This window comes from Gordonia marina (assembly GCF_052036135.1).
In the GTDB taxonomy this organism is placed as follows: Bacteria; Actinomycetota; Actinomycetes; order Mycobacteriales; family Mycobacteriaceae; genus Gordonia.
This window is the reverse complement of the sequence record NZ_JBPSDN010000033.1, coordinates 21,631-42,391: the sequence shown is the minus strand read 5'-3', so window position 1 is coordinate 42,391 and position 20,761 is coordinate 21,631. Positions and strand designations below refer to the sequence as shown.

Below are 20,761 nucleotides of genomic sequence, written 5' to 3'. Positions count from 1 at the left end.
CTGGATCAGGCGTTGTCCCAGCTGGTCGGCGCCGCGTCCAGGTCGATCTCGAGCGTTTCCAGAAAGCGCGCCGTCATCAGATAGTGCCCGGTGAGTAGAGCCACCGTCGCGGTGCCTTGCTCGCCGAGGACGGCCACCGCACCGTCGAACGACGCGGTACCCGCCTTCGGTTGCGCCACCATGTCGTCGACGAACCGCAGAACCGCGCGTTCGGATCGCGACAGCGCGCTGAGGTCCCCGGATTCGATCGCAGCGAGCTCGTCGCGGCCCAGACCGACCGACGCGGCGATAGCGACGTGCTGCATCCACTCGTAGGAACTGCCGCACCGGACACCGACTCGGAGAATGACCATCTCACGAATACGGGGCGACAGCGGTGAACTCGACAGCGCCGCTCCCAGGGCGAGATAGCCGTCAGCGATGTCCGGCGTCGTACGAAGAAGGCCTGCGACCAGGTTCGAGGGGAATCGGTGATAGATCGTCTTCTCCCGCTCGGATACCCCCGAGGGGTCGGCGAGGGTGATCCTTGCCATGAGTTCTCCTTGCTCAGTCGGTTTCGTCGAGGACCTGCTGGACGGTGCGCATCGCGGCAAGTGATGCGGGCGCGCCGCAGTACCCCGCGGTCTGGATGATCGCCTCGACGATCTCCTCGCGGGTGAGGCCGTTGGTGAGTGCCCCGCGGACGTGCCCGACCAACTCTTCGTGGGCACGCAGCGCGGTCAGCATGCCGAGGTTGAGCAGACTTCGATCCCGGCGGCTCAGGCCCGGCCGGTTCCAGACGGCATCCCAGACGTGTTCGGTGATGAACCGCTGCAACTCCTCGGATGCGGTCCCGGCGGTGCGGACGAGTGCACGATCGACGAAGTCGTCACCCATCACCTGCCGCCGAGTCGCCATCCCGTCGCGGTACGCGCTCTCGTCGGTCATGCGGACTCCGGATTCACCTGGATCGACGGCCCGTGCCCGGGGACGATCGTGCGGGCGGCATGGTTCTCGAGAAGCCGAGCGCTGTCGCGTGTGCGGGCCTCGTCGTGATTGAACACATCCGGAAGGATCTGCAGCCCGCAACACGGACTCAGCGGATGCCCGGTCACGAGGGCGTCACCGGAGAACAGCACGCCTTCGTCCGCCAAGAAGTACGCCGTGTGCCCCGTCGTGTGCCCGGGCGTCGCGATCGGCGTCAGCCCGCCGGGCAGGTCCACGCCGTCGGCGCTGATGACCGAGGGGATCTTGATGTCCATGCGCCCCCGAACCGCGACCATCGTCTGCGCGACCCAGCGCCGGCCCGCGGAAGTCGTGAGCTGGCGGAGCATGTCCTTCGGCGTGATCTGCTCCAGGTACTCGCGCCGGGCGTGCGGTACTTCGGCTTCGCCGGTGTAGACCGGCATCCCGACCTTCTCGATGAGAGTGGGGATCGCGCCGATGTGGTCGAGGTGCGCGTGGGTGATCAGAACCGCTGCGACGTCGTCGAGACTGTGTCCGATCTCGTGCACCGACTTCAGCACGTCGGCCGTGTCGCCGAAATAGCCCGCGTCGATGAGTGTCACGCCGGAATCACTGGTGACCAGCGCCCAGTTGACGTTCGTTCCGGCCGCCACGTAGACCGAGTCGGATACCTGGTCGATCTTCATTCTTCTCCTCCGATGAGATGCTCGATGACCCCGATGCCGTCGATCTCGAGGCGCAGTGTCTGTCCCGGGGCGAGCCAGCGCCCCAGCTCCATTCCCGATCCACCCGGCAGTGTCCCCGTCGCGAACAGCTCACCGGGGAAGAGCTGCTCGCCCTGCGAACAGTGCGCGATCGCCTCGCCGACCGAATACTGCATTCCCCGGGTCCCCGTCTCCGAGACCACCTCACCGTCGATCGTGACACTCGCCGTCAGCCGATCGAGATCGGCGGCGAGGTCCGGCCCCGTGACCGCGGTCGACGACATGGAGCTGGCGAAGTGCTTGGACCGCTGCGGCCCGAAACCCGATTGCATTTCGGCGAGCTGCACATCCCGGGCGGAGAAGTCGTTGATGACGACGAGGGCTCCGATGGCCGCCGCGGCCTCCTCCGCCGTGGCATCACGCAGGGGACGCGCCAGCACCACACCGAGCTCGAGCTCGAAGTCGAGCGCAGTGGTGTACGCCGGAGCGCGCACCGGCACACCGGACGGAATGATCGTGAGGGCGTTGGACATGTAGTAGATCGGCTGGCGGTACCACAGCGCGTTCGGACGGAACTGCGGGAAGCTCTCGCCGTTCGCCCGCTCGAAGGCGCAGGCCTCCTCGTAGACCTGAGGCAGGAATCGTCGAGCCATCCCGCGGGCGGCATCGATCGCGTGTTTCTCGAAGAGCATGAAGTCGCGAAAGGACGTGGGGCACACCGGAAGCACCGCGGCACCGTCGGGCATACCCGCGTAGCGCTCCAGCTCGACGTCGGGCCGGAACGGTGACTGCCAGCCGAGCTGCTCGGCCGGCCGCCAGCCCTCACCGGTGTCGATCTGCGCATCGATGCAGTGGTCGGCACGGTTGAGCAGTCGCCGAACGACGGTCCGGCTCATGACCGCCCCGCCCCGTCGGCGGCGAGCAGGTGGCGGCGGAAGAAGTCGTGGGACAGCCGCATCCATTCATCGCCGTGCCCCATGGCGCAGTGATCGTCACCGTCGTACAGCACGAGTTCGCCGTAGGGTGCCCCGATGGCGATGTCGATCGAATCCCGGGTGCTGACGAGCGTGTCGTCGGCCCCGTTGATCACCAGCAGCGGGTTGGGAATACGCGCGTAGTAATCGGCGATCGCCATGGCCGCGAGCCTCTTGGACGTATCCGCCGTACTGGTGGCACCGGTGGCGTTGCTCAGCGTCCACAGCATGATCTCGGGCATCCCGATCGACGCGAGCGGCCCGAAGCTCCGGTTGGTGGGCGCCCCGTTCGCGACGGTGGCCTTCAGGCGTGCGTCGACCGCCGCCATCCGAGTGGCCCAGTAGGCGCCGAAGCTGAGGCCGATCATCCCGATGCGTTCGCCGTCCAGCCGCGGATCCTCGGCCAGGAAGTCGATGGCCTTCGTGTAGACGCGCTCGGCGGCGGGCGACAGCGGCTCCCGGTACGAGTAGGTGCCCGGCATCTCCATGACGAACATCGCCAGACCACCGGACCTGTACTTCAGGAGCGGCAGGAGCGCCTCGGCCAGGGTGCCCTCGACGCCGTTGCTCACGAGCACGACCGGCGGCTGCTCCACCCCGCTCGGAATCACGAGGTAGCCGCGAATCCGGTCCCCGTCGCCGAAGGGAATCTCCACCCGCTCGATGGTCACATCCATCGCGGGAGCCAAGGCGGTCAGCAGGATCTCGCCGAGAACATGCGAACGCTCGTAGGCGCGGAGCCGGAGCGGGCTCCAGCCCGGCCATGCCGCGACGAACTCGTAGGTCATCGCCTTGATCAAGCTGTCGAGCGCGATCGCCGCGTCGGCGTGGGCGGGATGCTCCGCGCAGAAGCGCTCGGCGGCTTGGGGATCGGCTGCGGCATCGCGTTCGGCGAGGATCGTGACGGCGGGGTCAAGCAGTTCGCCCAGGGCACGGACATCGACGGTTCCATCGCCGAGCAGTTCGCTCGTGCTGGGCCCTCCGAGTTCGGCGAGCGCGGCGTCGGCCGCGGCCAGGTGCCGGTCGGCGATGGCGTCCCAGTAGCCGGCCCAGTTGGCATCCTCGAACGATCGGCAGCCATCGAGCTGCTGGCGAAACCCGGTCTTGTCGATGCCGCCGAGATGCGTGAACCGGTCGGCGAAGAGCCGCGGCAGGAAGGGCACCGGCCCGAGCCGGCGGGTCGCCGTCTCGGTCGTGTGCGTGAGAGCGCAGGCGGTCACCATCACTCGCTGGGCCAGATCGGACAGGGACATCATGGATCCTCCGGAACTCTCGATCGCAGAATATTCTGCTTTTAACGAGGCTACGGTCGGCGGCCACCAAACGCAATAGTTTCTGCGTTAGCATGTGCATGTGACTGAATCCGAGGCGCTCCGCCGGCCGGGTGGCCGTTCCGCTCGTGTGCGCGACGCCGTCCATCAGGCCGTGCTGGAGACGGTGATCGAGCTGGGCGTGGGCAAGGTCGGCATTCCCGAGGTCAGCCGTCGCGCCGCAGTCCGGGACAGTTCGATCTACCGACGCTGGGGGACTCGCGAGAACCTCCTCGTCGACGCCCTGCTCGGTGCTAGCGAGCACGCGCTCCGCGTGCCGGACACCGGATCCCTCCGAGGAGACCTGAGCGCCTTCGCGAGCGATCTCATCGACTACCTGAACACTCCCCTGGGCGACGGTCTGGTCCGGACACTCGCATCCATTCCGGACTCGGAAGACACCCGATCCGCGCGAGATGAATTCTGGACCAGTCGACTACGGACGCTCATGCCGATACTCACGCGAGCGAGCGAGCGCGGCGAGGTACCACCGGACGTCGACGGGCGCATCCTCATCGAACTCGTCATCGCACCGATTCACTTCCGGCATCTGCTCACCCGGGAACCCACCGATCCCGCGCTCGTGAGCGTTCTGGTGGATACCGCGATCCGGGCGGCGCAAACCACCGCGCACGGTCGTCCCGAAGATCGTTGAACGCGTCGACGCGATCGTCGACAGGATCGCCTACAGGCTGAGCCGCGGGCACCTCGGGCGCCAGGTGGGGTCCGGCTCAGCAATGCGATCGGAAGGTCGATGTCCCGTCATGGCGTGGTCGTCGCTTGCGGCAACTCGCGCCCCACGCCGAAGCACTCAGTTGGCGAATCCCGGCGCGGCCGGCATCGTCACGATGAACAAGCCGACCAGCACCACCACCAGGCCGCCTTCGACGAGCGCGACGAGAATCGTACGAACGAACTTCTCTTCCGCGCTGATCGTCTTGTTCCGGAACGTCGGAATCAGGCAGAACGGCAACATCGCGAACACCGCGATGCATACCCACACCGCGGCCAGGCCGACACCGCCACTCGTTCCCATCGTCCAGAAACGTACCCGGTCATCGCCGGCGGCGGATCCGGCAGTCGCGAAACCGCCGCATCCGTCCGCACAGCGCGATCTCGACCGCCGTATTCGACGGTCGCCGACCAACAGATACGACGGTTTCGCGGCCGGCACCGCACGTCCGCCCCGGACCCTGGAACAGGTCTGGCCCCAGAGGCCCCTGTGGTCCCATGAATGTGGTAAGCCTACCCTGTGCGAATCTCTCTGAAGTCGACGCTGCATGGCCTCCTCGTCGCCGGGCTCGTCGCCACGGCGCTGCCCCTCAGCGCCGGGCCGGCGCACGCCGACACCGCGTTCACCGAGGATTTCAACGGTGCCGCCGGGGCCGCCCCGAACAGTGCCACCTGGAACTACGAGACCGGTGGCGGCGGCTGGGGCAACAATGAGAAGCAGACGTACACCAACTCCCGCCAGAACTCCCGCCTCGACGGCCAGGGCAACCTGCTGATCCAGGCGCGGAACGACGGCGGGAACTGGACGTCGGCGCGGCTGAACACCTTCGACAAGTTCACCTTCACCTACGGCACGCTCACGGCGCGGATGAAGATGCCGATGGGCAAGGGCCTGCACACCGGATTCTGGCTGCTCGGCACCGACATCTACAGCGCGGGCTTTCCGCAGAGCGGCGAGGTCGACATCGCCGAGCACATCACCGGCAGCGACTTCGTGCACGTGGGCATCCACGGCCCGACGTCGACCGGCGGCCTGAGCACCGGCTCGCTGGACCTGAGTGCGCTCGGCGGCATCTTCGCGCCGCTCGCCGGCCGGTACGAGAACGGATCCGACGTCAAGAACATCGATCCGTCGCAGTTCCACACCTACGGCGTCACCAAGACCTCGTCGAAGATCAGCTTCCTCTTCGACGGGACACCGTTCCACACGATCGCCAAGTCGTCGCTGAGCGCCGATCAGAAGTGGGTGTTCGACAAGCCCGTCTTCATGATCCTCAACCTCGCCGTCGGCGGCGACTGGCCCGGTCCGGTCGACGGTGACACCGCGAACGATGCCACCGCGACCGTCGACTGGATCAAGTACACGCCGTAGTCCGCGTCCCTCACATGAGGGCCTGACCCGCATCAATGACGTGCTTGCGGCCGGTGACGTACCGCGAGTCGTCGGACGCCAGATAGACGACGGTCCGCGAGATCTCCTCGGGCTCCAGCCCCTTGGTCGGCATCAGCGTCATCCCGCCCGCCACCTCGTCGAAGTCGGCGCGCGTCGGGTTCTCCAGGTCGGGACGGAACAGCCGGAAGGTGACGTCGTTGACCACCATGTCGGTGAGGATGGTGCCCGGGTGCACGGTGTTCACCCGGATCGATTCCGGGGCCAGTTCCTTGGCCAGCGACCGGCACAGCTGAACCAGCGCCCCCTTCGCCGCCGAGTAGTGACCGATGTTGGCGGTCGGGATCAGCACGGCGAGGGAACTGGTCAGGATCACCGATCCGCCGCGACCACCCGCCCGGATGCGCGGCACCGAGACCTTGAGCGTCTTCCAGACACCGGTCAGATTGATGTCGAGCATCGTCTGCCACGTCTCCTCGTCCATGTCGAGGGTCGAGTCGTAGTGCGAGATGCCGGCGTTCGCGACGACGATGTCGAGTCTGCCGAACTCCTCGACCCCCGCATCGACGGCGGCCTTCAGCGCGTCGAGGTCCCGTACGTCCGCCTGACGGGCGACGATGCGCCGGCCCAGCGCCTCGACTTCACGGACGGTCTCGGCCAGATCCTCCGGGGTCGCCATCGGGTACTGCACCATCGGCACCTGCGCGCAGAGGTCGACCGCGATGATGTCGGCGCCCTCGGCGGCGAGCGCGAGCGCATGCGTCCGCCCCTGGCCGCGGGCCGCACCGGTGATGAAGGCGACCTTTCCGTCGAGCTTTCCAGTCATGTTCGTTCTCCTTGATGGGTTACTTCTTGTCGGAAGTCTGGGTGCCGGCCGGCGGGAAGATCCGCGCGACCGCCTCGACGGCGGCCCGCCGCCGGGCCGCCGGCCCGGGATCGTCGACGTCGCCGACCAGGTCGATCACGTGCGGCTGCCACAACCAGGCGACGGCGATCTCGTTGACCAGCACCAGCACGTCGACGGCCTCGAAATCGGTGCCGAGCCCGCCGTCGGCCTGCGCCGCGCGGATCCGGCCGACCGCGTCGAGGATCATCCGCTGGAACGGGTCGTCGGGATCGGCCTGAGGCTCGAGCTGGTCCAGCCGCAGCCAGCGCATCAGGCGCAAGTGGTCGGGATGCTCGGCGAAGTAGTCGAACACCCGTCCGGCGTACCCGGGCAGATCGAGCGGATCGAGCCGCGTCGCGGCGGTGAGTTCGTCCAGCGCTTGCCGGGACACGTGGGCGTACAGCTCGTCCTTGCTGCGGAAGTACGCGTACAGCCGCTCCTTGCTGGTCTTGGCGTGCCGGGCGATCCGGTCGATCCGCGCCCCCGACACCCCGTGGCGGGCGAACTCCGCGCTCGCCGCGGCGACGATCCGCTCCCGCGTGGAGTCCCCGCTCTCTTCGGTGGTCATGGCATCGACCGTACCGAACCAAACTGTTTGGTTTGGCCGATTCGGCAAGATCTGCTCTCGGCCCGGCAGAATGATCGTCAGCGTCGGCGGCTTCCCCTGTCCGCCGGCCCGCACGGAACGAGGCAACGATGAACCGCAGCGCACCCGCTCCCCTGCTCACCGCACTGGCGACGGCCGACGACACCCCCGCGGTGACCGTCGGCGACGACACGCTCACGCGCGCCGAGCTCGCCGGGGCCGCCGCGGCGGTGGCGGATCGGGTCCGCGGAGCAGCGGCCGTCGCCGTCGATGCCACACCGTCACTGGACACCGTCATCGCATTCACCGGCTGCCTCACCGCCGGAGTCCCCGCGGTCCCCCTGCCGCCGGATTCCGGTCCGGCCGAGCGTCATCACATCCTCACCGATTCCGGCGCGGAGCTGCTCCTCGGCCGGCCAGCCGACGGTGAGGCGATCCCCGCGGTGCCGGTCGACCCGGCGGCCCGCTCCGACGCGTCGTGGCCCGAACCCGATCCCGGATCGACGGCGCTGATCATGTACACCTCCGGCACCACGGGCGCGCCGAAGGGTGTCGTCCTGTCCCGGTCGGCCGTCGCCGCCGGGCTGGACGGACTCGGTGAGGCGTGGCAGTGGACCGCCGACGACACGCTCGTGCACGGGCTCCCGCTGTTCCACGTCCACGGCCTGGTCCTCGGCGTGTTCGGCGCGCTGCGGCACGGCTCGCCCCTGGTGCACACCGTGCGGCCGACTCCCGAGGGTTACGCGCGGGCCCGCGGCACCCTCTACTTCGGCGTGCCGACCGTCTGGTCCCGGATCACGGCCGACGAGGCCGGTGCCCGAGCGCTCGCCGGCGCCCGGCTGCTCGTCTCGGGCAGCGCCCCGCTTCCGGTCCCCGTCTTCGAGCGCCTGCGCGACCTGACCGGTCACCCGCCGGTCGAGCGCTACGGCATGAGCGAAACCCTCATCACCATCAGCACCCGGGCCGACGGCGAACGCCGCCCGGGTTGGGTCGGCCTCCCGATCCGCGGCGTCGAGACGCGGCTGGTCGACGACGCCGGTGCGCCCGCGACACACGACGGCGACACCCTGGGCCATCTCCAGATCCGCGGCGACACCCTGTTCGACGGGTATCTGAACAACCCCGCCAAGACCGCGGCCGAGTTCGCCGCCGACGGCTGGTTCAACACCGGCGACATGGCCGCGATCGACCCCGGCGGCTTCCATCGCATCGCCGGCCGCACCTCGGTCGACATGATCAAGTCCGGCGGGTTCCGGATCGGCGCGGGCGAGGTGGAACACGCGCTCCTCGCACACCCGGCGGTCGCCGAGGTGGCCGTGGTCGGACTGCCCGACGCCGATCTCGGGCAACGCATCGTCGCCTTCGTGGTCGGCGATCCGGTCGGCGAACAGGTGCTGTCCGATTTCGTCGCCGCCACGCTGTCGGTCCACAAGCGTCCGCGGGAGATCCGGATGGTGCCGTCGCTCCCCCGCAACGCGATGGGGAAGGTCACCAAGAAGACGCTGATCGGCGAGGGCTGAGCCTCCCCGCCCCTCGCTTACGTCTGCGCCACCCGATCACGCGACCGGGCGGCGTGCGCGGCCACCTTGCTCCGGTTGCCGCAGAGTTCCATGCTGCACCAGCGGCGGCTCCGGCTCCGCGAGGTGTCGACGAACATCAGCACGCAGGTGTCGTGATTGGCGCAGCGCCGGATCCGGCCGGCCGCGTCACCGGTGAGCAGCGCCGCCGCGGCGTCGGCCAGGAGCCACGGAAGCCACCGCGTATCCCGGGACAGGTCGATCACCGTCTCGCGGGTCAGCGCGCCGCCGGATGCCCGCCGCAGCCGCGTGCCCGGCGCAGCCGCCAGCGCGTCGTTCAGCACGTCCAGTTCGGCGTTCGGCACCGGATCGCCGGCCGCCACCGCGCCGACGACCGCCTTCACCGCCGTCCGCAGCCCGATCACCTGTGCGTACACCGCCGGGCTGATCTCCACCGGAGTGCCGAATCGGGCCGCGAGTCCGGACGCGCCCACCCATGCGGCGAGGGCGCCGGGGCCGTCGAGCAGGTCGGCCGGCGCGCCGCCGATCACCATCACGGTGTTCACCAGGTCCAGCGCCGGGTCACCCGCGAGAAAGACGAATTCCGGATTCCCCTGTCGATCCATTCCTAACCCGCTATACGTTGTTAAGACGGTTAGTCGCCCGCCCGATCTCAGGAGCCATCATGCCACTGCACACCGGCCACATCGGCCTCAATGTCACCGATCTCGATCGTTCGATCGCCTTCTACACCGGCGTCCTCGGCTTCGAGGTGCTCGGCCGGTCCGACGAGGACGGCCAGAAGTTCGCCTTCCTCGGCGACCCGAACGTCGCCTCCGAGGTCTTCCTCGACAAGCTCGCGATCACGCTCTGGGAGCAGAGCGACGGCCGCTTCTCGACCGGGATTCCGGGTCTGCACCATCTGGCCCTGCACGTCGATTCGGTCGACGAGGTCGAGCGGCTGCGGGCCCGCGTGCAGGACGCGGGTGCCGAACTGCTGTACGACGGCGAGATCATTCCGCACAGTGACGCGTTCTCGTCCGGCGGCTTCTTCTTCCTCGATCCCGACGGCCTGCGGCTGGAGGTCTGCGCTCCGGACGGGGTGCCGACCGCCGATGCCGTCGCCGGTGCGACACCTTCCTGTGGCTTCTTCGACTGAGCCGGCGGCCGTCTTCCACGACGGCGAACTCGACGTTCAGCGGCGCGCGGGGCTGACGGCGGAGGCCGCCCGCCTCGCGCGGATGCTGGAGCAGGACGCGTTCAGCCCCGGCATGACTCGGTTCGCCGCGGCGCGGACCTCGGTCTTTCTCACCGCACGCGACGACGCGGGCACCCTGTGGACGACGGTCGTCGTCGGTGATCCAGGCTTCTGCCGGGCCGAGGATTCGGTACTCGCGGTCGGCGCCGCACCGCTCCCGGGCGACCCGCTGCATGCCCTCGCGGCCGGACAGCCGATCGGGGTCCTGCTCATCGATTTCGCCTCGCGCCGGCGGCTCCGCGTCAACGGCACGCTCGTGACCTCCGGTGACGGCCTGCGGATCGCCGTCGCCCAGGCGTACGGCAACTGCCCGAAGTACATCCATCGCGAGCTCGCCGAACCCGGCCCGGCCGATGCGCCGCTGCGGTACACCCGGTCCGCCGCCCTCGACGGACGCCAGCGGGACGTCGTCACCGGCGCGGGCACGTTCATCCTCGGCACCACGCACCCGACCGGCGGCCTGGACACCTCGCACCGCGGCGGCGACCCCGGCTTCCTCCGGGTCGACGGCGACGGCCTCTGGTGGCCCGACTACCCGGGAAACAACGTGTTCAACAGTCTCGGCAACATCGCCGTCGACCCGGCCGCCGCGCTGCTCGTCGTCGACGGCGCCGGGTCGCGGCTGCACCTGACCGGCACCGCGTCCCTCGACTGGTCGTCGCCGGCCCTCGCCGACGACGAGATGCCCGCCACGCGATCGGTGCGTTTCACCCCGGCGGCGTGCGTCGGCGGCGAGCCGGAACCGTCCTAGATCTGGACATTCTCCGCGGACACGTCCGCCGCACCGCGCCCGGCGCCGGACGATGATCGGACCGTCGTCTACCCGCGGAAGGAAGTCATGTCCCACTACCACAACCCCGAGGACTGGTCGCATATCAAGAAACTCGGGGCCCACAGCCCGAGTCCTTCGCCAGCTTCCTCGCCTTCGATGAGGCGGCCCTGCGCGGCAAGGACAACGCCATTCCACCGAAGTACCGCGAGCTCATCGCGATCGCGGTCGCGCTGACCACGCAGTGTCCGTACTGCATCGAGGCGCACAGCAAGGCCGCGCAGCAGGCCGGAGCCACCGAGAAGGAGGTCGCCGAGACCGTCATGATCGCGACGGCGCTGCGCGCCGGCGGCGGACTCACCCACGGCCTCCAGGCACTCAAGTTCTTCGAGAAGGCCGCCGAGAACGACTGATCCGCCGCGCGGGAGCCGCGGCTCGTCCGGTTCAGGACCGGACGAGCCGGGCGATCGCCTCGTTGGCCTCTTTCAGCTTCTCCTGGGCGGCCTCGTCGCCGAGCTTGGCGGCGTCCAGCACGCAGTGGCCGAGGTGATCGGACAGCAGGCCGGTGGCCACCCCCTGCAGGGCCCGGGTCACCGCGCTGATCTGGGTGAGGATGTCGATGCAGTACTGCTCTTCCTCGATCATCCGGGTGATGCCGCGGGCCTGACCCTCGATGCGCTTCATCCGGTTGATGTACGCGGCCTTCTCGGAGATGTAGCCGTGATGGCTCTCCGGGTGGGCGCTCTGCTCGGCGGCGTCGGTCATGACGCCGATTCTTCCACGCCGCGGAAGCCGCGCAGCCGCAAACTGTTACCGACCACGAACACGCTGGAGAACGCCATCGCGGCACCGGCCAGCATCGGGTTGAGCATGCCGAACGCGGCGATCGGGATCGCGGCGACGTTGTACGCGAACGCCCAGAACAGATTGCCCTTGATGGTCCGCAGCGTCCGGCGCGACAGTCTGATCGCGTCGACCGCGCCGCGCAGGTCACCGCGCACCAGGGTGATGTCCGACGCCTCGATCGCCACATCGGTTCCGGTGCCCATCGCGAGACCGAGGTCGGCCTGGGCCAGCGCGGGGGCGTCGTTCACACCGTCGCCGACCATCGCGACCACTTTGCCGTCGGCCTGCAGGCTCGCGATCACGTCCACCTTGTCGCGGGGCAGCACCTCGGCGATCACCCGCTCGATGCCGACCTCGGCGGCGATCTGCCGGGCGACGGCTTCGTTGTCGCCGGTCAGCAGGATCGGTTCCAGTCCGAGCCCGCGCAGTCCGGCGATCGCCTCGGCGCTCGTCGGCTTCACGGTGTCGGCGACCACCAGGATGCCGCCCGGCCGTCCGTCCCATCCGGCGGCGACCACCGTCTTGCCCTGGGCCTCGAACTCCGCCTTGGCCGCGGCGATCGCCGGACTCAGCGACAGGCCCCGCTCGGCCAGCAGCCGCTCCCGGCCGACCACCACGTCGTGCCCGTCGACGATGCCGTGCACACCCAGGCCCTCCACATTGGCGAAGTCCGCCACGGCGGGCAGCGCGCCGGTCTTCCCGGCCGCGCCCGCCGCGATCGCCTGCGCGATCGGATGCTCGGACGCGCCCTCCAGCGCCCCGGCGATCCGCAGCAGGTCGTCGCGGTTCACGCCAGGCTCGGCGACGGCGTCGACCAGGGTCATCGCGCCGGTCGTCACGGTGCCGGTCTTGTCGAGCACGACGGTGTCGATGCGGTGGGTCGATTCGAGCACCTCGGGACCCTTGATCAGGATTCCCAGCTGGGCGCCCCGGCCGGTCCCGACCAGCAGCGCCGTCGGCGTCGCCAGTCCGAGCGCGCACGGGCAGGCGATCACCAGCACGGAGACGGCCGCGGTGAACGCGGCGGCGGCCGGGAACCCGGCACCGAGCCAGGCGCCCAGGGTGATCACCGCGAGAGCGATCACGATCGGCACGAAGACCCCGGAGATCCGGTCGGCCAGGCGCTGGACGTCGGCCTTCCCGGTCTGCGCGTCCTCGACCATCTTCGCCATCTGCGCGAGCTGGGTGTCGGCGCCGACGCGGGTCGCACGCACCACCAGGCGCCCGCTCTGATTGACCGTCGCCCCGGTGACCGGGTCGCCGGGGCCCACCTCGACGGGGACCGATTCGCCGGTCAGCATCGACTGATCGATCGCCGACCGGCCGTCGGCCACCTCGCCGTCGGTGGCGATCTTCTCCCCCGGCCGGACCACGAACTCGTCGCCGGCGCGCAACTCGTCGATCGGGATCCGTACCTCGGCACCGTCGCGCAGCACCGCGACCTCTTTCGCGCCGAGTTCCAGCAGCGCCCGCAGCGCCGCCCCGGCCCGCCGCTTGGACTTCTTCTCGAAATAGCGTCCGAGCAGCAGGAACGTCGTGACGCCCGCCGCGGCTTCCAGATAGATGTTTCCGGCGCCGTCCGACGGCGCGACGGTGAACTCGAACGGGTGCGTCATCCCGGGGGTGCCCGCGGTGCCGAAGAACAGCGCGTACAGCGACCAGAGGAAGGCCGCGCCGGTGCCCATCGTGATGAGCGTGTCCATGGTCGCCGCGCCGTGCCGCAGATTGATCCACGTGGCCCGGTGGAACGGCCAGGCTCCCCAGACCACCACCGGGGCGGCGAGCGTCAGCGACAGCCACTGCCAGTACTCGAATTGCAGCGCGGGGATCATCGCCATGGCGATCACCGGCACGGTGAGCACGGTCGAGACGATCACCCGCCGGCGCAGGGAGGCCAGTTCGGCGTCCGCGGGCATCGCCTCGCCGGAGTCCTCCGGGGCCGTCGTCTTCGGTGCCGGCAGTGTCGCCGAGTAGCCGGCGCTGCGGACCTCGCTGATCAGCCGGTCAGGGTCGTAGCCGTCGGGCATCTCCACCGCCGCCTTCTCGGTGGCGTAGTTGACCGTGGCGCTGATGCCGTCGAGCTTGTTGAGCTTGCGTTCGATCCGGTTCGCGCACGACGCGCAGGTCATGCCGTCGATGTCGAGTTCGACCGTCGTCATGGTGTTCTCCTCCTCGCGCGTCGTCACGCCGCGTCGACCACGAAGGCCGCCGTGTGGACCGCGCCGTCGAGCTGGAAGTCCAGGTACAGCAGGTACCGGCCCGCGGTCGGCGCCGAGGCGCTGAACGCGATCTCGGGTCCACCGGTCGCTCCCGGTCCCGGGGTGTCGCCGTGCGGGTGCACGTGCAGGTAGGCGAGGTCGCCCTCGCGCAGCGCCACCAGGTGCCCGAAGGCGCCGAGGTACGGCTGCAGCGTGGTGACCGGTGTGCCGTCACGGGTGACGGCCGCGGTGAGGGTGCCCTGGTAGCCGACCGGCAGATCGCCGGTCAGGGTCACCGTCAGGCCGTCGACCTGGGCGATCCGGCTCGGCTCACTGCGCCACGGGGTGACCTCGCCGGCGACGGCCACCGTGCGGCTCAGGGTCAGCGGCGACGTGTCGTGCCCGCCCGGGACGAAGTCGGCGAACACCCGGTAGGTGCCGGCCGCATCCCAGGTCCACGGGAGACTCCACACGCCGGTGGCCGCGTCGAGCGACGGATGTACGTGGCGGAACCGCGCGCCGTCGCTGCGCACGACGATCAGATGCAGATCCTGTTCGTGCTCGGTGGCGTACGACGTCAGCGGCGTACCGCGGGGGTCGTCGATCCGGAAGCTCAAGGTGCCCGGCTCCCCCACCTGGCCCGGCGCCGACACCGGCCCGAGTACATAGCCGTCGGCACTGAGCGACGTGCCCGTCACGGGTGCCGTGGCAGGCGGCGCGACGTGGTCGTCGTGGTCGTCATGCGTTCCGTGTGACCGGCTCGAATCGGTCCACGCCCGCACGACGCTGTCGGGCACCGCGACGCGCGCGATGCCGAAGGCCACACCGAACGCGACCAGCAGCGCGGCCCCGAAGAGCGCGAGCCGGGTCGGCGCGTTCATCGGTCACGCACCGCCGAGTACCCGGCCTCCTGGACGGCGGCCAGCACGGCGGCGTCGTCGACGTCGCCGGTCACGACCAGCTTGCCGGTCGACGCGCTCACGTCGATCCCCTGCACGCCCGGCACCTCGCCGACCTCTTCGCGGACCGAGGCCTCGCAGTGACCACAGGTCATTCCGGTGACGGTGTACTCGCTGGTGCTCATGATCGTCCTCTCGTCGTACCCATAGGGGGTATACAAGAGTCAACGGTATACCCCCGCGTGGTATTCCACCAAGGGGCTGAAGCGGATAGCCGACCGACGCCCGGTACGAATCAGCCCATGGCGAGGCGACGCCGAATCGAATCGCGGGCCGGCGCTCAGGGCCGGCGAGTCAGCTCGCGTGGGGTGCTGCGGCCCCTGCACCCGCGCCACCGAAGCCCGACCGCACGACCAATTCGTCGTCGAGTTCTTCGATCGGCAGAACATCGACCGCGAAGCGGTCGCGCAACATCTGCGCGATCCGGTCGAGGTATCCGTGAGCGTTCGGCCCGTTGGCCGTCACCTTGACCGGGTACTCCTCGCCAAGCGGCGCCGGCCAGCCGGATCGTCGTGCGTCCGCCCACGTGAGATCGTCCGGATCATCGCCGAACTGTCCGATCGCAGCGTTCACCTCGTCGGCGGTCACTCCTTTGCCGACGTGATAGGAAACTTCGCTATACCCCACAGCGCCAGCCTACCGCGATGTCCCTACCACTGGAATCACCTACGATCGCCGCGAATTCGCACATCCGGGCCCCGAAAGCCGAGACGGACTCAGCGATCGCGCGCACCACTCGGTCCGCGGTCGCGTCGGTTTGTCGCGTATCGACAAGCCCTCGCCGGCACTTCTCCGAGAGGTCGTCGACCCGGTTAATGAACGTCTTGTGATTGAATCGCGCGACCCCGCGCCCCACACCGGGATGCAGCGTCTTGAACTCCACCGGAACCAAAGTCGGCAGAACCACTGCGTCCGGCGCGCGTCGCCTCTTGAACTCACGTACGGACAGCACGTCGATGCCCCATGTCCGCAGCCAGCGCGCAATCTCCATCTCGTGCGCCTCGAAGTGTCGCCACCGTTCGTCGGCGGTGTCCGGTGCGATAGCGTTCCACGCGATCAACTGCTCGGAAGCAAGGATTCGCGCCGGATCGGCCCGCATGCCGCCGCGCTGGGCGATCACCAGCAGGTCGACCGGCAACACCCATTCCTGATCCATCGCACACGCCGGGGTCCCGTACATGTATCACCGCTGCCGCCGCCGTCAGAACGGATCCGAGATCACGGTGTCGATGATCCGCGGCGACGAGTCGCCCGGATCGCACCACGGGCGGCCGCCCTCGAAGGCCAGTCGCCCGTCGGCCACGCCGCGGCCGATCCCGAGCAGCAGCTCGATCACCGGCGCGAGGTCGTCCACCTCGGGTGACGGCGCGCAGAACTCGCCGCCCAGCGGCAGCGGGAACATCCCGATGTCGGTGACGGTCGATTCCGACCAGACCGCCGGACTCCACGGCGAGTCGGCGCACAAGTACTCCGACAGCACGTGCACGATCAGCAGGTCCGGCTCGACCTCGTTCGCGTGGATCCCGTCGCCGTCGATCGCGGCCGTCCACCAGGCGAGACCGTTGACCGGCGCGCGGCCGAGCGGACCGGCGCGACCGAGCGTCGTCTCCCCGAGGGGCGCGCCGAAGATCAGCAGTCCCCGCGGCCCCAGCGCCGCGAGATCGCCCGGGGCCGCCGGCCGCGGCGCGCCGGCCCGGATCGCGACCGTGACGTCGCCGGACAGCCAGGTCGGCGCGGCGCCGACGACCGCCGCCCGTACGGCGGCGAGCATCGCGTCCACCTGCCCGGCGCCCGGCCCCCGCACCTGCGGCATCACCTGCTGGATGCGGCGGTAGCCGCCGGCCAGCTCGTCCCGGATGCGCTCGGTCTCCTTCGGTGCCCAACGCTCTGTATCTCCCCCGTTGTGTGTCATGCGCAGGACGCTAATCCGGCCGCGACGAACCCGCCACCACGTTGTCCACAGCTGTGGACAACGTACTTGCACGCCGCGGCCGCGGGGAGTACATAGACTCGAGCGGGTGAGTGCACGCGCGGGAATCATCGTCACCGGTACCGAGGTCCTCAGCGGCCAGATCACCGACCGGAACGGACCGTGGGTCGCCGCGCGCCTGCTCGACCTGGGCGTCGACGTCGCCCACCTCGGCGTCTGCGGCGACCGGCCGCACGACATGACCGCCCAGCTGGCCTTCCTCGCCGGGCAGGGCGTCGACCTGATCATCACGACCGGCGGGCTCGGACCCACCGCCGACGACCTCACGGTGGCCACCGTCGCCGAGTTCTGCGGTCGCCCGCTGCGCGTCGACGACGACCTGGAGCGCGCGATCGCCGGGATCATCCGGCGCTGGCGCCGGGTGCCCGACGACGAGGAACTCCCGTCGTCGCTGATCGCCGCCGTGATCAAGCAGGCCCAGGTCCCCGACGGCGCCACGCCGATCGCCCCGACCGGTACCGCGCCGGGGATCGCGATTCCGGCGACCGGCGATCTGCCGCCGGTCCTCATCCTGCCCGGGCCGCCGCGCGAGCTGCGGGCCATGTGGCCGGACGCGCTCGCCACCGGCCCGGTCGCCGGGGTGCTCGCCCGCCGGATCGACGTGGTGCACCAGAGCATCCGCGCCTACGGCCTCTCCGAACCCGACCTCGCGCAGACCCTGCGCCGCGCCGAGACCGAACTCCCCGGACTGTCCGCCCTCGAGGTCACCACCTGCATGCGCGACGGTGAACTGGAGATCGACAGCCGTTTCGGCCGCGCCGACACCGACCGCTACGACGCACTGAAAGCCTTACTGCGCCAAGCACATCCGCAGGAGATCTACTCCCCCGACGGCGCCTCGCTCGACGACGTGCTCGCCGGGCTGCTCGACGGCTGGACCATCGCCACCGCCGAGTCGTGCACGGGTGGGATGGTCGCGGCGCGGCTCACCGACCGCGCCGGATCGTCGTCGTACATGCTCGGCGGCGTCGTGTCGTACGCCAACGAGGTCAAGAGCGGCGTCCTCGGCGTGCCGACGGCGCTGATCGACGAGTTCGGCGCGGTCAGCGAGCCGGTCGCCGCCGCGATGGCGGAGGGCGCCCGCCGGGTGACCGGCGCCGGGATCGCGATCTCCACCAGCGGGATCGCCGGACCGGGCGGCGCGGTTCCCGGCAAGCCGGTCGGCACCGTCTGCTTCGGCCTGGCGATCGACGGCCGCCCGACGACGACGGCGACCCGCCACTTCCACGGCGGCCGCGCGATGGTCCGCACCCTCGCCACCGTCTACGCGCTGCACCTGGTGCGCCGCGCACTCGGCTGAGCCCGGAGCCGCCGGAACAGGCGTCAGAAGCCCCCGGCGACGCGCACCCGGGTGCGGCCGGTCACCGCACCGGCCAGGATCTCCCGGATCGAACCGGGCAGCACCGACACGTCGACCTCGCTCGTCAGCAGGTCGAGGTGCCGCGGCCGCAGGTCGGTGCCGAGCCGGGCCCAGAGCGCCCGGCGGCGTTCGATCGGCTGCTGCACCGAGTCGATTCCGGCCAGCGTCACCCCGCGCAGGATGAACGGGTGCACCGTCGTCGGCAGGTCGGCGCTGCCGGCCAGCCCGGACGCGGCCACGATGCCCTCGTACCGCAGCCCGGACAGCACGTACGCGAGCGTGGTGCCGCCGACGCAGTCGACGGCGGCCGCCCACCGGGTCTTGCCGAGCGGCCGGACGCGCTCGCCCTCCGCCGGGATCCGGCCGATGATCTCGGCCGCTCCGAGTTCACGCAGCAGGTCGTGCGCGCTCTCCTTACCGGTGGAGGCGACCACCTCGTACCCGGCCGCGGCCAGCAGATCGACGCTGACACTGCCGACGCCACCGCTGGCACCGGTCACCAGGATCGGGCCGTCGTCGGGCGAGATGCCGTGCGCCACCAGGCGTTCCACGCTCATCGCGGCGGTGTACCCGGCGGTCCCGATGGTCGCCGCCTCGGCCGCGGTCAGGCCGTTCAGCTTCACCACGAGGTCGGCTGGAAGTCGCGCCGCCTCCGCGTAGCCGCCGTGCCGGCCGGTGCCGATGTCATGCCCGTGCGCGACCACCACGTCGCCCACCGCGAAGTCCGGAGACGACGACGCGCGCACCGTCCCGGCCAGATCGATGCCGGGGATGAGCGGATAGTCCCGGGCCACACCGGCCTTCGGCGTCACCGCCAGTGCATCCTTGAAATTGACGCCGGAATACTCGACGGCGATCTCCACCTCGCCCTCGCCGAGGAAGGTCTCGTCGACCACCTCCGCCGCCAGGTCGATGTTGCCGGACTCGTCCTGCCGCGCCACGAGCGCGTTCACCTCACCCATGACCGGAGCCTATCGCAGGCGGCGCGGCCGGGCTCAGCCCGCGAGCGAACCCAGCCACAGCCCGAGTGCCGCCACGCCCACGGTCGCGACGAAGGTCCCGAACAGGTTGACCGACGCCGCCCGCAGGCGAGCATCCCTGGCCAGGGCGACCGTCTCGAACATCGCGGTGCTGAACGTCGTGTAGCCGCCGCAGAAGCCGACACCGATCACCGTCCGCCAGCCGGCCGGCTCCCCGCCGAACACCACCAGCCCGGTCACCAGCCCGAGCAGCAGGCTGCCCAGCACGTTGATGGAGAAGGTGCCCCACGGGAATCCGGCGGCCACCCGCGCCTTCACCACGGTGTCCTGCATGAACCGCGCCACCGCGCCCAGTCCGCCGAAGACGGCGACGCCGAGTGTCATCCAGAGCGTCATCGGGCCCCTCCCAGTGCTGCGCGGGCGACGTTCGCCGTCCACAGTCCGAATGCCATCACGGCCAGTCCGGCGGCGAGGCTCGCCGCGGCGTAGGCGGCCGCGACGCCCGCGCTGCCGCCGTGCGTCAGCATGCCGATCTCCACCGCGAAACTGCTGTAGGTGGTGAACGCTCCGGTGAAACCGGTTCCGCAGAACAGTCGTGCGCGGCGGCGCATTCCGGTGTCGGGACCGGCCAGGACGAGCGACTCGAGCAGCAGTCCGAGGATGAACGCGCCCACGATGTTCACCGTGAACGTCGCCCACGGAAACGCCCCGGATGCGGCGGGCAGTGCGAGCTCGACGCCGTAGCGGGCGAGCGCGCCGACCATGCCGCCGACGAAGACCAGACCGATCGCCGGTCCCTGACCGGCCAGCGCCGAGGCGCGCGCGCTCACCGGCCGCCGCCGGAGGCCGGATGCTGCGGGACGACGATCACCGGCCGTCGCTGATCCCGGCACAGCGCCACCGCGACCGAGCCGTCGACCAGTTCACGCAGGTCCTGCCAGAATCCCCGGCGCCGCGTGCCGACGATCAGCACCGCGGCATCGACCTTGTCGGCCAGCGCGGCCAGGACCCGGTCGGGCGCTCCGACGAGATAGTGGAAGTCCCACGGGATCCCGGATTCGGAGAGGCGGCGGTCGAGGTCGTCGCGCAGCTGCCGTTCCCGGTCCTCGCGCAGCGCACTCGCCGAGTCCGGATCGATCGGCTCCTCGTGCCCGGTGCCGTCGACGCTGATCCGCGACGGATCGACGTAGACGAAGTGCACCCGGGTAGCCCGACAGAGCTGCGCCCATTCCACCGCGGTGTCGACCACCGCGGGCGGCTGGCCGGGCACCACCCCCACCACCAGATCACGACCCGACATCGCCATGAGAATCTCCTTCGCCTCGATCGGTGGACAGGCTCCCGCCCACCGATGCAT

Annotated in this window: 26 protein-coding genes and 1 pseudogene; 7 read left to right on the top strand and 20 right to left on the bottom strand. The window is 70.0% G+C overall.

The window, feature by feature from the left end; translation table 11 throughout:
* Window positions 1–5: 5 nt before the first annotated feature.
* Genes ACSEEN_RS17345 through ACSEEN_RS17325 form a run of 5 tightly spaced genes read right to left on the bottom strand, consistent with a single transcriptional unit; the run spans window position 6 to window position 3,879 of the window.
* Window positions 6–533: a carboxymuconolactone decarboxylase family protein gene (locus ACSEEN_RS17345; RefSeq protein ID WP_440713854.1), complete on the bottom strand. Its 528-nt coding sequence runs from the start codon at window positions 531–533 to the stop codon at window positions 6–8.
* A 13-nt stretch (window positions 534–546) separates the two neighbouring features.
* A complete protein-coding gene (locus tag ACSEEN_RS17340) occupies window positions 547–927 on the bottom strand; it encodes a carboxymuconolactone decarboxylase family protein (protein WP_440713853.1) in 381 nt (126 codons plus the stop codon).
* On the bottom strand, window positions 924–1,631 hold the full coding sequence (locus ACSEEN_RS17335) for an MBL fold metallo-hydrolase (protein ID WP_440713852.1): 708 nt from the start codon (window positions 1,629–1,631) through the stop codon (window positions 924–926). The genes ACSEEN_RS17340 and ACSEEN_RS17335 overlap by 4 nt, the downstream gene beginning before the upstream one ends.
* On the bottom strand, window positions 1,628–2,545 hold the full coding sequence (locus ACSEEN_RS17330) for a fumarylacetoacetate hydrolase family protein (RefSeq protein ID WP_440713851.1): 918 nt from the start codon (window positions 2,543–2,545) through the stop codon (window positions 1,628–1,630). Before ACSEEN_RS17330 ends, ACSEEN_RS17335 begins: the two co-directional genes overlap by 4 nt.
* Complete coding sequence (locus tag ACSEEN_RS17325) at window positions 2,542–3,879, bottom strand: alpha/beta hydrolase family protein (RefSeq protein ID WP_440713850.1); 1,338 nt, start codon at window positions 3,877–3,879, stop codon at window positions 2,542–2,544. The genes ACSEEN_RS17330 and ACSEEN_RS17325 overlap by 4 nt, the downstream gene beginning before the upstream one ends.
* 97 nt (window positions 3,880–3,976) lie before the next feature.
* Here ACSEEN_RS17325 and ACSEEN_RS17320 point away from each other — a divergent pair, with 97 nt between their 5' ends.
* Complete coding sequence (locus tag ACSEEN_RS17320; RefSeq protein ID WP_440713849.1) at window positions 3,977–4,588, top strand: TetR-like C-terminal domain-containing protein; 612 nt, start codon at window positions 3,977–3,979, stop codon at window positions 4,586–4,588.
* Window positions 4,589–4,744: 156 nt separating this feature from the next.
* On the opposite strand, the gene ACSEEN_RS17315 is transcribed toward ACSEEN_RS17320, so the two are convergent.
* Window positions 4,745–5,107: a hypothetical protein gene (locus tag ACSEEN_RS17315; RefSeq protein WP_440713848.1), complete on the bottom strand. Its 363-nt coding sequence runs from the start codon at window positions 5,105–5,107 to the stop codon at window positions 4,745–4,747.
* Window positions 5,108–5,185: 78 nt separating this feature from the next.
* Between ACSEEN_RS17315 and ACSEEN_RS17310 the strand changes: the two genes are divergently transcribed.
* Complete coding sequence (locus ACSEEN_RS17310) at window positions 5,186–6,037, top strand: glycoside hydrolase family 16 protein (protein ID WP_440713847.1); 852 nt, start codon at window positions 5,186–5,188, stop codon at window positions 6,035–6,037.
* A gap of 10 nt (window positions 6,038–6,047) precedes the next feature.
* Here the strand turns inward: ACSEEN_RS17310 and ACSEEN_RS17305 are convergent, their stop codons facing one another.
* Window positions 6,048–6,881, bottom strand: a complete 834-nt coding sequence (locus ACSEEN_RS17305) for a mycofactocin-coupled SDR family oxidoreductase (protein ID WP_440713846.1) — start codon at window positions 6,879–6,881, stop codon at window positions 6,048–6,050.
* A 19-nt stretch (window positions 6,882–6,900) separates the two neighbouring features.
* Window positions 6,901–7,509: a TetR/AcrR family transcriptional regulator gene (locus tag ACSEEN_RS17300; protein ID WP_440713845.1), complete on the bottom strand. Its 609-nt coding sequence runs from the start codon at window positions 7,507–7,509 to the stop codon at window positions 6,901–6,903.
* A 128-nt stretch (window positions 7,510–7,637) separates the two neighbouring features.
* Here ACSEEN_RS17300 and ACSEEN_RS17295 point away from each other — a divergent pair, with 128 nt between their 5' ends.
* Window positions 7,638–9,047 (top strand): acyl-CoA synthetase, encoded by a 1,410-nt coding sequence (locus tag ACSEEN_RS17295; protein WP_298443128.1) that lies wholly within the window; start codon window positions 7,638–7,640, stop codon window positions 9,045–9,047.
* 17 nt (window positions 9,048–9,064) lie between these two features.
* On the opposite strand, the gene ACSEEN_RS17290 is transcribed toward ACSEEN_RS17295, so the two are convergent.
* Window positions 9,065–9,670 carry a CGNR zinc finger domain-containing protein gene (locus tag ACSEEN_RS17290; RefSeq protein ID WP_440713844.1) on the bottom strand — a complete coding sequence of 202 codons (606 nt, stop codon included), beginning with the start codon at window positions 9,668–9,670 and terminating at the stop codon, window positions 9,065–9,067.
* Between the two features lie 59 nt (window positions 9,671–9,729).
* On the opposite strand from ACSEEN_RS17290, the gene ACSEEN_RS17285 reads away from it, so the two are divergent.
* The 3 genes and pseudogenes from ACSEEN_RS17285 to ACSEEN_RS17275 form a co-directional block, all read left to right on the top strand.
* A complete protein-coding gene (locus ACSEEN_RS17285) occupies window positions 9,730–10,203 on the top strand; it encodes a VOC family protein (RefSeq protein WP_440713843.1) in 474 nt (157 codons plus the stop codon).
* On the top strand, window positions 10,187–11,053 hold the full coding sequence (locus ACSEEN_RS17280) for a pyridoxamine 5'-phosphate oxidase family protein (protein WP_440713842.1): 867 nt from the start codon (window positions 10,187–10,189) through the stop codon (window positions 11,051–11,053). The genes ACSEEN_RS17285 and ACSEEN_RS17280 overlap by 17 nt, the downstream gene beginning before the upstream one ends.
* Window positions 11,054–11,166: 113 nt before the next feature.
* A pseudogene (locus ACSEEN_RS17275) lies at window positions 11,167–11,394 on the top strand (carboxymuconolactone decarboxylase family protein); the annotation flags it as partial.
* Window positions 11,395–11,515: 121 nt separating this feature from the next.
* Here the strand turns inward: ACSEEN_RS17275 and ACSEEN_RS17270 are convergent.
* The 7 genes from ACSEEN_RS17270 to ACSEEN_RS17240 form a co-directional block, all read right to left on the bottom strand.
* Complete coding sequence (locus ACSEEN_RS17270; protein ID WP_440713841.1) at window positions 11,516–11,836, bottom strand: metal-sensitive transcriptional regulator; 321 nt, start codon at window positions 11,834–11,836, stop codon at window positions 11,516–11,518.
* Entirely contained in the window at window positions 11,833–14,076 is a 2,244-nt protein-coding gene (locus tag ACSEEN_RS17265) for a heavy metal translocating P-type ATPase (RefSeq protein WP_440713840.1), read from the bottom strand. The genes ACSEEN_RS17270 and ACSEEN_RS17265 overlap by 4 nt, the downstream gene beginning before the upstream one ends.
* Before the next feature lie 23 nt (window positions 14,077–14,099).
* The gene (locus ACSEEN_RS17260; protein WP_440713839.1) at window positions 14,100–14,996 is read right to left on the bottom strand and encodes a DUF8832 domain-containing protein; all 897 of its coding nucleotides are present in this window, start codon (window positions 14,994–14,996) and stop codon (window positions 14,100–14,102) included.
* Window positions 14,993–15,199, bottom strand: coding sequence for a heavy-metal-associated domain-containing protein (locus tag ACSEEN_RS17255; protein ID WP_440713838.1), 207 nt, complete (start codon window positions 15,197–15,199; stop codon window positions 14,993–14,995). The genes ACSEEN_RS17260 and ACSEEN_RS17255 overlap by 4 nt, the downstream gene beginning before the upstream one ends.
* Window positions 15,200–15,368: 169 nt before the next feature.
* Entirely contained in the window at window positions 15,369–15,662 is a 294-nt protein-coding gene (locus ACSEEN_RS17250) for a hypothetical protein (RefSeq protein ID WP_440713837.1), read from the bottom strand.
* 28 nt (window positions 15,663–15,690) lie between these two features.
* The gene (locus ACSEEN_RS17245; protein WP_440713836.1) at window positions 15,691–16,230 is read right to left on the bottom strand and encodes a hypothetical protein; all 540 of its coding nucleotides are present in this window, start codon (window positions 16,228–16,230) and stop codon (window positions 15,691–15,693) included.
* Window positions 16,231–16,275: 45 nt separating this feature from the next.
* Window positions 16,276–16,986, bottom strand: coding sequence for a hypothetical protein (locus ACSEEN_RS17240; protein ID WP_440713835.1), 711 nt, complete (start codon window positions 16,984–16,986; stop codon window positions 16,276–16,278).
* Between the two features lie 106 nt (window positions 16,987–17,092).
* On the opposite strand from ACSEEN_RS17240, the gene ACSEEN_RS17235 reads away from it, so the two are divergent.
* The gene (locus tag ACSEEN_RS17235; protein WP_440713834.1) at window positions 17,093–18,364 is read left to right on the top strand and encodes a competence/damage-inducible protein A; all 1,272 of its coding nucleotides are present in this window, start codon (window positions 17,093–17,095) and stop codon (window positions 18,362–18,364) included.
* Between the two features lie 23 nt (window positions 18,365–18,387).
* Here the strand turns inward: ACSEEN_RS17235 and ACSEEN_RS17230 are convergent, their stop codons facing one another.
* From ACSEEN_RS17230 to ACSEEN_RS17215, 4 genes are read right to left on the bottom strand one after another with little or no spacing between them, the layout of a single operon-like run.
* Entirely contained in the window at window positions 18,388–19,386 is a 999-nt protein-coding gene (locus tag ACSEEN_RS17230; RefSeq protein ID WP_440713833.1) for an acrylyl-CoA reductase family protein, read from the bottom strand.
* Window positions 19,387–19,419: 33 nt separating this feature from the next.
* Window positions 19,420–19,800, bottom strand: a complete 381-nt coding sequence (locus tag ACSEEN_RS17225) for a fluoride efflux transporter FluC (RefSeq protein ID WP_247867778.1) — start codon at window positions 19,798–19,800, stop codon at window positions 19,420–19,422.
* Complete coding sequence (locus ACSEEN_RS17220; protein WP_298443100.1) at window positions 19,797–20,234, bottom strand: fluoride efflux transporter FluC; 438 nt, start codon at window positions 20,232–20,234, stop codon at window positions 19,797–19,799. The genes ACSEEN_RS17225 and ACSEEN_RS17220 overlap by 4 nt, the downstream gene beginning before the upstream one ends.
* The gene (locus ACSEEN_RS17215) at window positions 20,231–20,710 is read right to left on the bottom strand and encodes a universal stress protein (RefSeq protein ID WP_440713832.1); all 480 of its coding nucleotides are present in this window, start codon (window positions 20,708–20,710) and stop codon (window positions 20,231–20,233) included. The genes ACSEEN_RS17220 and ACSEEN_RS17215 overlap by 4 nt, the downstream gene beginning before the upstream one ends.
* Window positions 20,711–20,761: the final 51 nt, after the last annotated feature.